Annotated in this window: 8 protein-coding genes; 4 read left to right on the top strand and 4 right to left on the bottom strand. The window is 56.8% G+C overall.

Annotated elements, in window-relative coordinates:
* The first annotated feature begins 195 nt into the window (after positions 1-195).
* Entirely contained in the window at positions 196-3,897 is a 3,702-nt protein-coding gene (locus tag DXY10_RS02840) for an autotransporter-associated beta strand repeat-containing protein (protein ID WP_179949418.1), read from the top strand.
* Positions 3,898-4,095: 198 nt separating this feature from the next.
* Here DXY10_RS02840 and DXY10_RS14440 read toward each other — a convergent pair whose 3' ends face one another.
* On the bottom strand, positions 4,096-4,296 hold the full coding sequence (locus DXY10_RS14440) for a hypothetical protein (RefSeq protein ID WP_170955675.1): 201 nt from the start codon (positions 4,294-4,296) through the stop codon (positions 4,096-4,098).
* A gap of 110 nt (positions 4,297-4,406) precedes the next feature.
* Here DXY10_RS14440 and DXY10_RS02850 point away from each other — a divergent pair, with 110 nt between their 5' ends.
* Together DXY10_RS02850 and DXY10_RS02855 are read left to right on the top strand one after the other, a co-directional pair.
* Positions 4,407-8,459: a CHAT domain-containing protein gene (locus tag DXY10_RS02850; RefSeq protein WP_115016038.1), complete on the top strand. Its 4,053-nt coding sequence runs from the start codon at positions 4,407-4,409 to the stop codon at positions 8,457-8,459.
* Between the two features lie 138 nt (positions 8,460-8,597).
* Positions 8,598-9,242, top strand: coding sequence for a hypothetical protein (locus DXY10_RS02855; protein ID WP_136989024.1), 645 nt, complete (start codon positions 8,598-8,600; stop codon positions 9,240-9,242).
* Here the strand turns inward: DXY10_RS02855 and DXY10_RS02860 are convergent.
* From DXY10_RS02860 to speA, 3 genes are read right to left on the bottom strand one after another with little or no spacing between them, the layout of a single operon-like run.
* Positions 9,223-11,073 (bottom strand): CHASE2 domain-containing protein, encoded by a 1,851-nt coding sequence (locus DXY10_RS02860; protein ID WP_115016041.1) that lies wholly within the window; start codon positions 11,071-11,073, stop codon positions 9,223-9,225. The two genes, DXY10_RS02855 and DXY10_RS02860, sit on opposite strands and share 20 nt — an antisense overlap.
* Positions 11,070-12,563, bottom strand: a complete 1,494-nt coding sequence (locus DXY10_RS02865; protein ID WP_115016043.1) for a mechanosensitive ion channel family protein — start codon at positions 12,561-12,563, stop codon at positions 11,070-11,072. Before DXY10_RS02865 ends, DXY10_RS02860 begins: the two co-directional genes overlap by 4 nt.
* A 6-nt stretch (positions 12,564-12,569) precedes the next feature.
* Positions 12,570-14,492 (bottom strand): biosynthetic arginine decarboxylase, encoded by a 1,923-nt coding sequence (gene speA, locus DXY10_RS02870; protein ID WP_115016139.1) that lies wholly within the window; start codon positions 14,490-14,492, stop codon positions 12,570-12,572.
* Between the two features lie 197 nt (positions 14,493-14,689).
* On the opposite strand from speA, the gene ndk reads away from it, so the two are divergent.
* The gene (gene ndk / locus DXY10_RS02875) at positions 14,690-15,148 is read left to right on the top strand and encodes a nucleoside-diphosphate kinase (RefSeq protein ID WP_115016045.1); all 459 of its coding nucleotides are present in this window, start codon (positions 14,690-14,692) and stop codon (positions 15,146-15,148) included.
* Positions 15,149-15,160 lie beyond the last annotated feature (12 nt).

Below are 15,160 nucleotides of genomic sequence, written 5' to 3' on the forward strand. Positions count from 1 at the left end.
CATCGAATGAGACGACTTGCGCTGTTGCCGCTGTTGATCGCTTTGTCTGGCATCACGCCGGCGGCTGCCGATGTGGCGTCGTCGCGATCGGGGGGGCTAGGCACCCGCATCAATGGAGCGCTGGGTGGGCGATGTAGCAGTGGTGTTTGCCGGATTGATGGGGGCAGTGCTGGCGGCGGCAACCGCTTTCATCGGTTGAGTGAGTTCGACACCCGCGGAGCGATCCAAGGGGTGTCGATCGAGAGTGATGGCGTGCGCAATCTGGTGCTGGGGGTGACGGCAGCGGATGGGAGCTTTATCGACAAGAGCGTGTCGCTGACATCGCCAGCCCATCTGTTTGTGCTCTCTCCCGGTGGCATTCAGTTGATGCCAGGGGCTTCGTTTCAGCAGATACCGCAGTTGACCTTGAGCACAGCTTCGCAATTGCGTTTTGGCGGAGGGGTGTTCGATGTGTTCAGCACGCCGGCAACCGGCGTGGCTGTGTTGGGTGGTGATCCCCTGCCTGGAGCGTTGGGATTGCTCCCTGGAGCCTTGGGGGAGAAACGTCCCTGGATCCGCATGGATGGGATCTCGATTGATGTGGATGAGGCGCTGTTGGTGGATGCGCCCGGGGGCCGTATCGATGTGGAAGGAAGCCGGCTGTCGGTGAGCAATGCGTCTGGTGATGGCGGCACGCTCACGCTCATGGCAGACGATCTAGTGATTGATGGAACATCGCAATTACTGGCCAAAGGATCTGAAGACGGCGGCCTGATTCAAGTGGGTGGCAGTTGGCAAAACAGTGATGCCTCGGTGCGCCAGGCGACTACCACGCGTGTGGATGCTGGTGCCGTGATCGATGCATCAGCAACGGTGCATGGCGATGGTGGTGAGATTGTGGTTTGGAGTGATATTTCTGCCCCTGATTCGATCACGGATGTGGCTGGTACGTTCCTTGCTAAAGCAGGACCCCAAGGTGGTGATGGTGGACGGATTGAGACATCGGGGGCGACATTGTCGCTCGCTCCGGACTTGAAGATTGATGCGTCTGCTTTGGATGGAGAAGCTGGTTTGTGGCTGCAAGATCCTTTTAATTATGTCATCGACTCACCTGAAGCAGGAACGATTGAGTCAAGCCTTAATGGGGGTACGAATGTAACGATTAGTACTGCAGTCAACGACCCTGCAGGTGGTTCGACAGGGAGTGGGGTTGGAAATATTAGTTTGAATCATCCGATCGAAAAGACATCAGGCTCTCCAGTGACCTTGACATTTTTGGCGGACAATGATGTTTATCTTTCGGGATCGATTGAATCGACCGGCGATGCTGATGCTCTGAATGTGGTGGCCAAGGCTGCGGGTCAAATTATCCTTGATGACGGTAAGGCGATTGAAACGAATGGTGGCGATATTGTGCTTTGGTCGAATACTGGCAATAAAGAGTCTGGATCGGGCCAGCACTTCATTCGTTTGAATCCAGGCTCCTCGTTGACTTCGGCGGGTGGCAAGATTGTTTTGGCAGGAGGGCTTGATACGAACTCTGATGGTGTTCCAGACGGATATGCGTATGTCGGTGATGTTGTCCGGACAGCAGGATCGACCTTTGCTGGAGACCCGCTGCAATCAGGTGTCAGTTTGGGCAGCGTGCGTAATCAAACTGGTGCACGGATCACAATCAGTTCCGGTGGCGGTGATGTGATCATGCGTGGTCGTTCGGGTGTGGCCCACACCCAGGCCGATGGTTTTGGCTCGCAGCGGGCTGTTGTAATTGATTCGGGTTCAGGCTCAATTCAGATTGAAGGTGATCAAGTAGCAACCGACGGTGGAGTGGGGCTGAGATTTGGCAATATCGACTATCTCCCCGATGTTGCGATTACGAGTTCTAGTACATCATCCCCCGCGATCCAGATTATTGGTACGTCGGTGAGCGATCGAGGCGTTTGGTTGGGTGATGGATACGATGCAATAAATGTCGGGACTGTTTTATTGCAAAGTACGGCCAATAGTGGCGGTGGTATTACATTAGAAGGATCATCGTCGAAAACCACCGGGGATACCCCTGGAATAGATCTTGGCGGATCTGATTCGGGCAGTCAGAACTATCAATTTCTCTCTAATGCTGGCCCAATCATGTTGGTGAGTAAGCGCAACACGGCGAATTCTGCGATTAACATTAGTGCCAATAATATACAGTTAGCAAGCAGAACAACGGAGACGGCTGTTCAAGGTGTGAGTCCGATTGTTGGGTCCACATCGGTCGCCACAAGTTTTCAGGCAGATAAAAAGATTTCCTTCGGATCCGATGTGTCGGGGGCGGGAACCGTGGAAATTCACCCCTACAGCTCAGGAAGAACGATTGGGGTGGAGTCGAGCTCTGATTTAACATTGGAAGGACTCGACAATCTGGCCAGTTCCTTTTCAAGTGTCACCGTCGGTGATTCAAATGTGAATGGGATTGTGTCCAATTCACCCATTGCTGTGAAGAGCGATGCGTTTTTTCACTCTGGTTCTGCAGGGCTGAATTTCTCGGATACATTCACATCCAACGCTAATAATGTGTCCTTTCAGGTGGCGACGGATTCTTCTGTTGCTGCTCTCAGTCTCGGTAGTGGTTCATTGACCAAGATTGGCTCTGGTCGCTTGAAGTTGACGGAAGCGAATACTTATTCGGGGGCAACCCATCTCAATGCTGGCAAGCTACAACTCTCCAATGCTTCAGCACTTGGTTCCTCAAGTGAATTGAATATCGATGGAGGAACACTCCGCTTTTCTCAGGCTGCCTCAGTTCCCTCGGCGAGTCTCGCCAGTGGAGGTGGAACATTTGAGGTTGATTCTGGGTTAACGATCAATTTCAGCTCTGTCGCGAGTGGCTCCGGTGCCTTCACGAAAACAGGTTTGGGAACACTGAATTTGAGCGGAACGAATACCTATACAGGCGCAACGAATGTGAATGCAGGTAGCTTAAAAATCACTGGCAGTCTCGATGAAACTACTACTGTGACAGTCGGTTCTGGCGGGACGCTCAAGATGGGCATTGATGATGTTGTTGGTGCGATCGCTGGGGCCGGATCAATTGAATTAGGGGCTTATACCTTGGGAGTCGGTGCTAATGACTCATCAACAACCTTTAGTGGTACGATTTCTGGCACTGGAGGGCTCACAAAATTCGGAACGGGAACTTTAACTCTTGCTGGTGATAATACTTATTCAGGCGCGAGTTTCGTTGAGGCGGGTACTTTGTCTGTTAGTGGGAGTTTGAGTGATGCGTCGGCGCTTACGATTGTTAGTGGCGCAACATATCAGTTGGCCAAGAGTGATACGGTGGGCTCTATTGCAGGCGAAGGCGCTATTGAATTAGGAGATAATACATTATCTGCAGGTGCAAATAATGCATCAACCTCTTTCGGTGGGGTCATTTCTGGTACTGGAAACTTCAGAAAAGTTGGTACAGGAACGCTTGTTCAGTCTGGTGATAATGATTTCACTGGATCAACATTTGTGGATGCGGGAACGTTAACCGTTACGGGTAAAGGTCCGACAACGGCAACCTGCGGTACCGGAGCGAGTTCGAATATCTGCTCTAAGTCAACAACAACTCCAACAACTCCAACAGACGTCGCAACAGCAACAACCTCTACGACATCGAAATCCAAATCGAGATCGACGTCAAAAGTGACTGCCTTAGAGCCCTCATCGTCTTCCAGTCTTCTGATCGTTCTTCTGGATGCATACGAAGAGTTTGTTGATGTAGTTCTTGACGTGCCCAGTAAAATGATAGGTTCTCCGATCTTTTTTGTTGACGCGCCACAGGTCAACTCGATCGAGGCATCGATTTCTGATTCGATTCGACTCTCTCCCGACTTGCAGGCCAGCCCTGCTCAAGGTGATCCTGAGGATTCGAAGCTGAAGCTTGAGTAGTCCTTCAAGATTTCTGCTTGGTTGTGGGCCTTTAATACCCCAATTTTATTGAAATTCTGTTGGCCTTGCTGAGTTGAAAATTTAGCCAAAAATGGCAGAACCTCTCGCGTGTCAGAGCTTGGTTGGTCGACCCAGGGACATTCTCTCGCAATAGCTGTTGCTCTGAGCTGGAACCTCTATTGGCTTGTTGATTCGCTCTCACTGCAATCGGTTGGCACCGTTTCTGCTTCCCATTCCTTGGTGCTGGGCCCAAAGGCCAGCCTGCTTTGCTTCATCACCACTGCCTCTCTCCGCTGAGCGCTGGTGTGGATAGTCGTTTGCTACCGGATTCGTCGGCCTGCGGTGACTGGCGAGTGGCGAGTGGGGACGGACCACCAGTTGCGCCAGCAGACGCAGCATTGATCCGGCAGTTATCACTGGCGCAAACTTTAAAGTTGACTGAGAAAAATTGACCTAGCGTTCCCAAGTAGCAATGCAACAGCTGGTTTGCAAGAGAGAGGCGCCATCGAATGAGACGACTTGCGCTGTTGCCGCTGTTGATCGCTTTGTCTGGCATCACGCCGGCGGCTGCCGATGTGGCGTCGTCGCGATCGGGGGGGCTAGGCACCCGCATCAATGGAGCGCTGGGTGGGCGATGTAGCAGTGGTGTTTGCCGGATTGATGGGGGCAGTGCTGGCGGCGGCAACCGCTTTCATCGGTTGAGTGAGTTCGACACCCGCGGAGCGATCCAAGGGGTGTCGATCGAGAGTGATGGCGTGCGCAATCTGGTGCTGGGGGTGACGGCAGCGGATGGGAGCTTTATCGACAAGAGCGTGTCGCTGACATCGCCAGCCCATCTGTTTGTGCTCTCTCCCGGTGGCATTCAGTTGATGCCAGGGGCTTCGTTTCAGCAGATACCGCAGTTGACCTTGAGCACAGCTTCGCAATTGCGTTTTGGCGGAGGGGTGTTCGATGTGTTCAGCACGCCGGCAACCGGCGTGGCTGTGTTGGGTGGTGATCCCCTGCCTGGAGCGTTGGGATTGCTCCCTGGAGCCTTGGGGGAGAAACGTCCCTGGATCCGCATGGATGGGATCTCGATTGATGTGGATGAGGCGCTGTTGGTGGATGCGCCCGGGGGCCGTATCGATGTGGAAGGAAGCCGGCTGTCGGTGAGCAATGCGTCTGGTGATGGCGGCACGCTCACGCTCACGGGTGAGCTGATCCGTGTGGGCGATGGATCGGAGCTGCTGGCGACGGGTGCTGAGAAGGGCGGACTGATTCAAGTGGGTGGCAGTTGGCAAAACAGTGATGCCTCGGTGCGCCAGGCCACGCAGACGTGGATTCAGAAGGGTGCTCTGGTGGATGCCTCATCGAGAGGAGATGGAGCCGGCGGCACGGTCGTGATCTGGAGTGATCTCAACAACCTCGACGGTGGCACGGTGGTGGAAGGCTCACTGCTGGCCAGTGGAGGGCCCTTGGGCGGTGATGGCGGACGGATTGAAACCTCAGGTCCGTTCTTGTTGGCTAATCCCGAGAAGGTTGATGTGTCGTCGATGAACGGTCTTGCCGGCGAGTGGTTGCTTGACCCTTACAACATCACGATCGGTGCATCGAGTAGTGCTGATATCTATCCCGATTATGAAGATGGTGGTCGTTTGTTTGAATCATCTCAAGGTTCTTCGACCGTCAGCGCTGCCTCTATTGAGCAGTATTTGGGGCAGGGTAATGTTCGCATTTTAACGGGATCTGGCAGTGCAAATAATGAAAATAATCTTATACTTGCACCTAATAGTGCTGAGGCAGAGGGCGGTAATATTGTTTGGCAATCTGGTTATGGCATTGATTATTCTGGTTATGATTCCAAGCTGACTTTGGATGCGGCTGGTTATATTCAACTGAATTCAAATATCACAACTGGCAGTGGAGGTCTGTCGCTTAAGGCGGCGTCTGGATATGTGCAGGGTGCTAAATCAGTCACGCTCAGGCTCGGGGGAGCGCTCGAGATTGAAACAGGTGATACAACGATTGGCACCTCTGGTTTTACGTCCCCTTCGCTAGCGTCGACTTTTGTGGGTGCTGGCAACCTTGTTAAAACTGGGGCCGGGCGACTGATCCTGTCTGGGAACAATTCAGGTTGGACTGGTGATGCTGAAGTGAAGGCTGGATCCTTGCGCATTATTGGTGCTAATGCCCTTGGCGATTCGAGTATGGCGACACGGGTTGATTCTGGGGCCTCTTTGGAGATCAGCGGCGATATCAGCGTTGATGAGCCAATTACTCTTGCTGGAGGCACGTTAGTGAACTGGTCGGGTGATAATACTCTGGCCAATAAAGTTAAGCTGATTGGCAGTTCAACGATTGATCTGCGCCAAGACGGTCTTACTCTAAATCCCTCCAGTGGTAATGCATTGGCAGTAGATGTAGCGAATAGCGCATACAACTCAGATTTACTCATCATTGGTGATGGCAGTCTGGATGCGCGGGATCCGATCAATCTGAAAGATGGTCAAAGTTCAAAGACTTATGGCGATCTTCGTCAAACAGGTAGCGGTGTTCTGCGTTTCCGCGATGCGATCTGGGCTGAAAAAGTGTCCTCCACGGGAGGAGGCACTCTTTGGATGGATCAGGAGAGTGAATCGGAAGTGATTGAGGGATCAGGTAACTCGTCGATTTTTCTCGATAATGGATCAATCTTGCGTAGGGATGCTGATGAGACAATCCAGTCCGCAACTCTGGAACTTGGTTCTGGTGGTGGAGGGATCAGCGTTGGTGATGACTACACCTTGATTTGGGATGCAGAAATTACTGGCAGCGGCGATTTCAGTAAAGAGGGTGAAGGCACCCTGCGTTTTCCCGCCACAGCAGAGATCGATTACGAGGGAGACACGTTGGTCAAGGCCGGCAGGTTGGATGTGCTGTCCGCTTCGCCTGTGAAGGCCACTTGTAGTGGCACGGGTGCATCCAACCGCTGTCAGGCGACTGATACCGACAACGACGACAACGACAACGACAACGACGACAACGACGACACGACGTCCGGAACAGAGACAGCACATGAGCCCACGCTTCAGGCTGTGCTGATCGAAGCTGTGGCTGATCTACCGGTGCTGCCACCTTCTCAGCAAACCGGGAGTCAAGCATCTGATCCACAGTCCGGCGAGGCAGGCGTGGCTGGTTCGTCTCTCGGCCAGCCACAGGGCAGCGACGCAAGCCTTGTCGTGGATCTAGGTGGCACCAGCGATAGTTCCGACAGCAGTGTTGCAGCGACTGCGGCCCCATCTGCGAGAGGGGCCGTGCAGACCGTGACATCAGACCAGGCTGCGGATCAGCTACTGACGACTGATCAGGCGGCCACGAGTCGGACTGCTGCACTGCTTGGGCTCGAGCAGGCGGAACAGGCCCTGCTTCCCCCTACACCGACTGTGAATGAACTGCAGACGGTGCTGCAGCAAGTGGAGAGTCAGCGCTTGGCTGCCAGCCCAGCCATATTGCAGGTGCGATTTACAACAGCGCCGGAGCAGCAGCAGGGGGCGGACGCTGGGTTTCTTGATCTCACTTTGATCAGTGCGAAAGCACCGGTTGAAGCACGTCGGGTGGAGGTCGATCGCAAACGCTTCGCTGGCTTGCTCAAGGCTCTTTACCGCCAACTGTCACGGCAGGAGCCGATGGCCGTGGATAACCCCGCATCGCCGACCCGCCAGCTGCATTCCCTGCTGGTCGCACCTCTTGATGAGGCTCTTCAGGCCCAGGGGATTCAGACGCTGCTCATCGCTGCCGATCAAGGCCTCCAAGCGGTGCCGTTCGCTGCTCTCAACGATGGCTCCGGCTATTTCGGTGATCGCTATGCCTTTGCGTTGACGCCGTCACTGGCGCTCACCCCCCTCTCCCCGGCAGGCGATGGTCCGCAAGGCCAGCTCGCTCTTGGAGCTTCGCAGTTTGATGGTCTTGCGCCGTTGCCGTTGGTGCCCCAGGAGCTGGAACGTATCGACGCCTCAACCGGTGCCGATCGTTATTTGAATAGCGACTTCTCGCCCAAGGCTCTGCTGGATGGGGCCGCCGATCAGCGCTATGCCCGCGTTCATGTGGCCACCCATGCCGATTTCCGCTCGGGTGGTCCAGAGCGGTCCGTGCTCCACACTGGAACGGGTCCGATGTCGATGGCTCAGTTCGCGCGCCTACGCAAAGAGCGAAGCGATCAGCCCCTCGATTTGGTGGTGCTCAGCGCTTGCCGCACCCTCCTGGGCGACAAGGACAGTGAGCTTGGTTTCGCAGGACTGGCTTTGCAGGCTGGAGCACGGAGTGCCATCGGGACTCTTTGGTATGTCGATGATGTGGTGACTTCGGCATTCTTCGTGCAGTTCTATCGGCTGCTTGATCAGGGGGTGGCGAAGGCTGAAGCGTTGCAGCGCACGCGCCAATTGTTCTCGTCGGGTGTGGTCCGGCTCGTTGGTGATGAGGTGATCGGTGCTGGAGGTGCATCTCTCCTGAATGATCTCAGTACGTCTCAGCGTCGTCGTATTGCTTCCGGGGTGAGCAATCCCTTCTTTTGGGCTGGGATTGAATTAATTGGTTCACCGTGGTGACACTTGGTTTCCGGCTGGTCTGCGGCCAGATTGCTGTGATCGAAATCACACCAATCTGTGACTGGTCTCAATCGCTTTGGTGTTGCAAGGCATCAAGCTGAATGCATTCATCCCCTCCGTGCAAAAGCACGGCGTTCGATGGCACGCCCCCTTCCTTTCACCCTGCTGGCCACATCACTGATGAGTGTTGTGATGGTTGCTGCTTCCATGCCACAGCTGCATGCGGCTTCACGTAACGCCTTCCCTGGGCGACGCATCGGTGGAGGAACTCGGGGTGAGTGTGCCGCCCGGCCGCTTGTACATATGGTGCCTGCATCCAGTGTGTTTGCTCCTGGTGACTCGTCGTTGATTGCCTTACTGGAGGGTCCTTCTCCGGATCCACAGCCTCTGGAGGTGACCTTGCGTTCCGCAAGTGCAGATGGAAGCGTGGATCCAGCGGAGCCTCCGATGCTGCAACGGGAACTGCCTGCTGCTGTCAACCGCCTGGTGTTGATCACCATCCCTGCTGCCTCGAAGCCTTTGTTGTGGGAATCCTCTTATCGCTGTGGTGCTGAGAGTGGTGATGATGAATTTGGTTTCATTACTGCGTCGGCCCCGCCGGCCCTGAGCTTGTTGGTTCCAGAGGGGGGCGTGGAGGATCAGAGCATTCGCCAACAGCTCACTGCACTCAAGTCAGCCTGTGGAGGGACGACAGCGTTGTCGCGGTTGCAGGCAGCACTCAATCTTGGCGATGGGGTGATCGATGCCTCCTGGCCCCAAACCATCACGGTGCAGTGCTTCTGAGTTCAATCACTTCGAGCGGTTCTTGCCGACCCTTGACGCTGATGGCTCCCCAGGACTCGGCTTTGGTCTGATTCGGCAGATCATGGATGAGCGTCTGCGTTTCGGCCGAGAGCAGCACCCGCACAACGCCTTCGTGCCGTTCCTTCTGAACGCTTTCCAGGCGTGAGGCGCAGTTCACCGTGTCGCCGATCACGGCATATTCCAGTCGCTCACTGCTGCCCAGTGAGCCGGTCAGCACGGGCCCTGAATGGATGCCAATCCGCATGCGCAGAGCTGGGCAACCTTCTTGTTTCAGTGTTGTGTTGAGGGCGGTGATCCTCTGCTGGATGTCGATCGCTGCGGCGACTGCTTGGGCAGCGTCCATCGCCTGACCGTTGGAAATCGGTGCCCCAAAGACGGCCAACATGCCGTCGCCGGTGAATTTATTCACCATGCCGTTTCTGCTGGTCACCGCATTAACGCTGATGCTGATCCCGCGATTGAGCCAATGCATCAGAGCGGATGGTGTGAGCTGTTCGCTCACACCAGTGAAGTTGCAGGTATCGGTGAAGAGAACGGTGACGTATTGCTCACGTCCCGCAAAGCGTCCGTCTTTGATCAGATCTTCTCGGTGATCCCAAAGTTGTTGTGCCACTGCAGGTGAACTGGTCTGACCAAGCAGGCGTCGCATGTCCTGCTGATGGCGCTGACTCTGCACGCCACGTCGCAGGATGCCGCTACCGCCCATCAGCACCAAGCCCGTGAGGGGCATGGTCACTCCGATCCAGATGCCTTCCAACGACAACACGAACACGCTTCCTGAGAGCAGGGCCGCCGCGACTGACAGCAGTAGGACGCTGCGGCGGATCCGTTGCGGTCGCTCGGCAATTAGCACTCCCAGCAGCATCATGGCTAGCAGCACAAGCAGCCTTTGCCAGCCGGAGGCGGCGCTGATCTGCGGTGCTTGGCGCTGCAGCAGCCGCTGCAGTGCTTCGAGCCGCTGGCCATGCAGCTCCACACCGGGTACCTCAAAGAACTGCGAGCTGTGGTCGAAGCGGCTGTGGGGAATTTCGAATAGATCGCGTAGGGAACGGGCCACGGTGCCAATCAACACAACCCTGCCGCGGATCATCTCCTCTGCCACGACGTTCTCCAGCACATCCCGTAGTTCCAGGCTGGGATAACGGCCGGGAGGATAGATCGGCAGCATGGTTTGGTAACCCGCGGCATCAAGGCCCTGATAGCCACCGGACTGTTCCCCTAGCCAGGTCTGATCAGCGAATTGCTCGAGTTGTTGATCGAGCTGTCGGTTGTTCTGCGCTGTTTCGAGTAAGCGGAGGGGAAGGGAGTGGAGCGCCTCGTCCTGCCCGCCAACATGCATGAGATCGCGTCGAACCACGCGATCGGCATCCATGACAAGGTCATTGAACGCCTGTTGTTGCGGGGGTGTTCCCGGGATGGCGGCGATGCCATCCACCTCATTGCGGATCGAGATCAGTCGAGGATTGCGCTTGATCTCTGCCTGGAGGCAGGGCTTGGCCTGGTCGCGATAGAGGTCGAGGCCGATGGCAGCTGCTCCGAGCGCATCAAGCCGTTGCACCACGGTGCAGAGGAGGTTGTCATCGAGCGGCCAGTCATAGCTGCTGAGATCGGTTTCGCTGATTCCAACAAGGGTGATTGGCCATGGCAGGTCTTCGGCGCCGCTGGCGCTGCTTCGATGGCGCAGGCTTAGGGCGAGGTCATAGACCAGCAGGTTGGCTGTTTCCACTACGGGTGACTGGTGCAGTGCCAATAGCAGGGTTGAGGCCAACAGGTAGGGAAATCCCCGGCGTAAGGGTCGCAGCCAGTTCATTTCGGCCACAGATCCTGACCGGAGAGCCTGAAGAGGCGTTGCATGCGCGAGATCAGGGCAAGTCGCCTGCTTTCGGCTCGGTTTTCGCTGATGGCTTTGAGTTGCTCACGCCGGCTCGCGATGATCGTGCCCATCGTTTCGAGAATTTCCGGCTGTTCCTCCAACAGAGGCAGCAGGTGCTTGCGTTCAATTTCAATCAGCACACATTCGTCTTTGCACACCACGCTGGCGGCACGGGCTTCACCTGTGCACAGTGCCATCTCTCCAAAAATGTCTGCCGCTTCCAGACTGGCGATCCGTTGTCCAGGCAGGCCACTGGACGGGTTGCTCCCGGTGGCTTGGAACACCTCCAAAGTGCCGCTGACCACGATGTAAAGGCTGTCACCACGTTCTCTTTGGCGCACAACCGTTTCCCCAGGCGCGAAGCTTTGGCATGTGGCGCTTTCCGCCAGGGTGATCAGTTGGTTTTGACTCAAATGGCCGAAGATTTCCGTGGAGGCCAGCAGTCGCTGTTTCTCAATGAGGTTGACGTCGAGTGAAGGTAGACGTGCTGGGCTCGGTTGCGTGCGGATGTCGCGGATCGGATAGGGAATCGACTGATCGATGCGGTGGAGTGCGTACCAGATCTGTTCGAGCAGGTCGCTTTTGAGGGGTTGCAGTTCAAGGGCTGAGCTTTGCCAGGTGAGCAACCGATAGGTGATAGAGCTATCCGCGAAGGCTGAGACCCATACTTTGGGGGTGGGATGACGCAGCACCTTGCGGTTGTGTTGCAGGGTGCGATGCAGCAATTGGATGGCCTGCCGTGGTGGTAGGCCGTAGTCGAGCCCCAGATCGATCATCTGTCCCACTGGCTCGTCTGGTTTAAAACGGCGCAGCCCCTCCATCATGATGCGGCTGTTCGGAACCACTGTGACGGAGCCGTCGAGCACCCGGATCCGCGTGGTCATCAGCCGTAGGGAGGTGACGACCCCTCGGGTGAATCCCAAATCGATCCAGTCGCCCTCCTCGAATGGCGAGTCGACTTGAAGGGAAATACCTGCGAACAGATTCTTGAGGGTTTCCTGGGCTGCTAGGCCCAGCACGGCGGTGACGACTGCGGATGTGGCGGCCAGACCCACCAGATTGACCCGGAAATCGCGGTGAATCACCACCAGGGTGACCGTGGTGATGATTGCCAGGGTGATCAGATCACGCAGGATCTTTGCTGTCGGTTTCCACCAGCCCAGTTCTGCGGGCAGTTGCAGGATCGCCCAGCTCAGGAGGCGAATGATGCTGAAAGCCCACAGCAGGGTGATGGCCGTGGCCAGTGATCCCACCAGCACGGGTAGGCCGCCATAGCTCACGATCCCTCCTAACAACGTCAGCAACGGGATGGCGACGGCCGCAATCAACGGCATTCGCAACGGAGGAGGCGAGAGCTGTTGGAGTTTGCAAATCCGATGCAGGCCAAGCAGCGCAAGAATGGCGAGGAGGCTGAGAACCAGGGTCATGGCGGATCAGCTCTGCAGGTAGGTGCTCTGGCGCAGGCTGCTTTCGAGGTGATCCATCAGGCGTCGTGCCTCGGCAATCTTGAGCTGGTTGGAGCGGATCGACTGCTCACTGGCGACGCGTAGGCGCTCTAGTAACGATTCCGGGTTGTGTTCCATAGCCGTGAGCACCTCCGCATTCGTGTCGCCGCGCACGACGTGGTCGACTTGGTAGTTCCCGCCGGGGGCTAGGCGGATGTGTACGGCATCGGTGGTGCCGAAGAGGTTGTGCAGGTTTCCCATCACTTCCTGATAGGCCCCTGCCAGAAACATTCCAATCAGGTACGGCTGCTCCGGTTGCAGAGGGTGGAGTTCCAGCAGTGGTTTGCTGCGGCCATCGCCGATAAAGCGGTTGAGGCGACCGTCCGAGTCGCAGGTGAGATCGGCGAAATGGCCGAGTTCAGTGGGCTTTTCCCCGAGCCGGTGGAGTGGCATCAGGGGGAAGAGCTGCTGGATCGCCCAGGTGTCTGGGGCGGAGCGGAAGATGGACAGATTGGCGTAGTAGGTCTGGGCGAGTACAGCCGGCAGCGACTGCAATTCCTCCGGCAGGGTGTTGATCGATGGCAACCGGTCCAGAAGAGCCCTGGCACAGGCCCAGGTGAGTTGTTCGGCGAGGCTGCGGTCAGTGAGGCTGAGGTAGCCGAGCCGGAAGGCGGCAAGGGCATCATCCTTGAATTTGCGTGCGTCATTCCAGGCTTCCTGGAGGCGCGAGACATCAGCGCTGCCGTCGTTGGCGAGGCCGTTGATGCCATCGAGTGTGTCGCGCAGATTGCGCACGATGAGTGGTTCCTCCTCCCTCTCAGCAGGGGTCTCCTGAGGCAGTCCACCGGTGCCGAGCACGTTGAAGACGAGCACTGAAAAATGACTGGCGATTGCTCGGCCGCTTTCGCTTACCAGGGTCGGTACGACCACTCCATGGGGCTCGCAACCCTCTTGCACCGTGGCCACCACATCGTTCGCGTAGTTCTGGAGTGAGTAATTGGTTGAGGCCGCAGTGGCTGTGCGGCTGCCGTCGTAGTCGATGCCCAGGCCTCCGCCTACGTCGAGGTAGCCCATCGGTGCCCCGAGCTTGTGCAGCTCCACATAGATACGCGACGCCTCCTGCAGGGCATCTTTGACGACGGCAATATCGTTGATCTGACTGCCCACGTGGAAGTGCAGCAGACGCAGTTCATTCAGCAGGCCTGCCTCCCGTAGTGCTTCCACGGTGGAAAGGATCTCTGGCACGGGCAGCCCAAACTTCGCCTTTTCTCCCACGGAGCTGCCCCAGCGACCCGTGCTGCGGCTGGAGAGCCGGGCGCGGATGCCGATCAGGGGTGCGGCCCCAAGCTCTCGGCTGGCATCGATGATCCGTTGCACCTCATCGGCCTGCTCGATCACCACCACCGGTCGCCTGCCAAGGCGCCTGGCCAGGATGGCCGTTTCGATATATCGCTGATCCTTGTAGCCATTGCAGATCAGCAGGGCTTCTGGATCGTCGATCAGGGAGAGAGCAATCAGCAGCTCTGCCTTGCTGCCGGCCTCAAGGCCGAAGTGCCAGCGTTTGCCACAGCTCACCAGCTCTTCCACCACGTGGCGTTGCTGGTTGCATTTCACTGGGAATACACCTTGATAACGGCCGCAGTAGCCGTAACGGGTGATCGCCCGTTCGAAAGCGGCATGCAGGCTTTCAATTCGGTCTTCCAGGATGTCGTCGAAACGAATCAGCAACGGCAGGTTTAGGTTGCGTCCTTGCAGACCCTGTACCAACTCGATCAAGTCGAGGCTGCCGCCCCGTTCGCCTCGAGGCTGCACACTCACATGGCCGCGCAGATTGATCGAAAAGTAGGGATCTCCCCAGCGCTCCAGGCCATAGAGCTCCGCACTGTCCTGCACGGTCCAGGCTGTGGTCATTGGCTCGACGTTGGAGCTCGACTCACTGCCCGGTGGGTTGGGGTCGGCGAGCACCATGCGATTGGAAAGCACTGGGGATATTGAGGCAAATCTAAGGAGGGTGATTCCGTCAGGCAGAAATGCGTCGGTGCAGCAGTTGCTTGCCAAGGGGCAGCTTCAGAACGGAACATGGGCGGTTCTGTCTGACTGGTTTCTTCATGGCCACCGAACGCACGTTCATCGCCATCAAGCCCGATGGTGTCCAGCGCGGGCTGGTGGGCGAGATCCTTGGCCGCTTTGAGCGCAAGGGTTTCAAGCTGGTGGGCCTGAAGCAGATCACTCCCAGCCGGGCACTGGCTGAGCAGCACTACGGCGTTCACAAGGAGCGGCCTTTCTTTGCCGGTCTGGTCGACTTCATCACGTCCGGCCCTGTGGTGGCCATGGTGTGGGAAGGCGACGGTGTGATCGCCAGCGCCCGCAAGCTGATCGGTGCTACCAAGCCCCTAGAGGCTGAACCCGGCACCATTCGTGGTGATCTAGCCGTGAACATTGGTCGCAACGTGATCCATGGTTCTGATGCTGCCGAAACCGCTCAGTTCGAAATCGGCCTCTGGTTCCAGCCTTCTGAGTTGAACGAATGGACTCCCTCCGATCAGGGCTGGCGCGTCGAAGGCTGATCGCCTGACAGT

Origin of the sequence: Synechococcus sp. UW140 (genome assembly GCF_900474295.1) — a bacterium.
GTDB lineage: Bacteria > Cyanobacteriota > Cyanobacteriia > PCC-6307 > Cyanobiaceae > Synechococcus_C.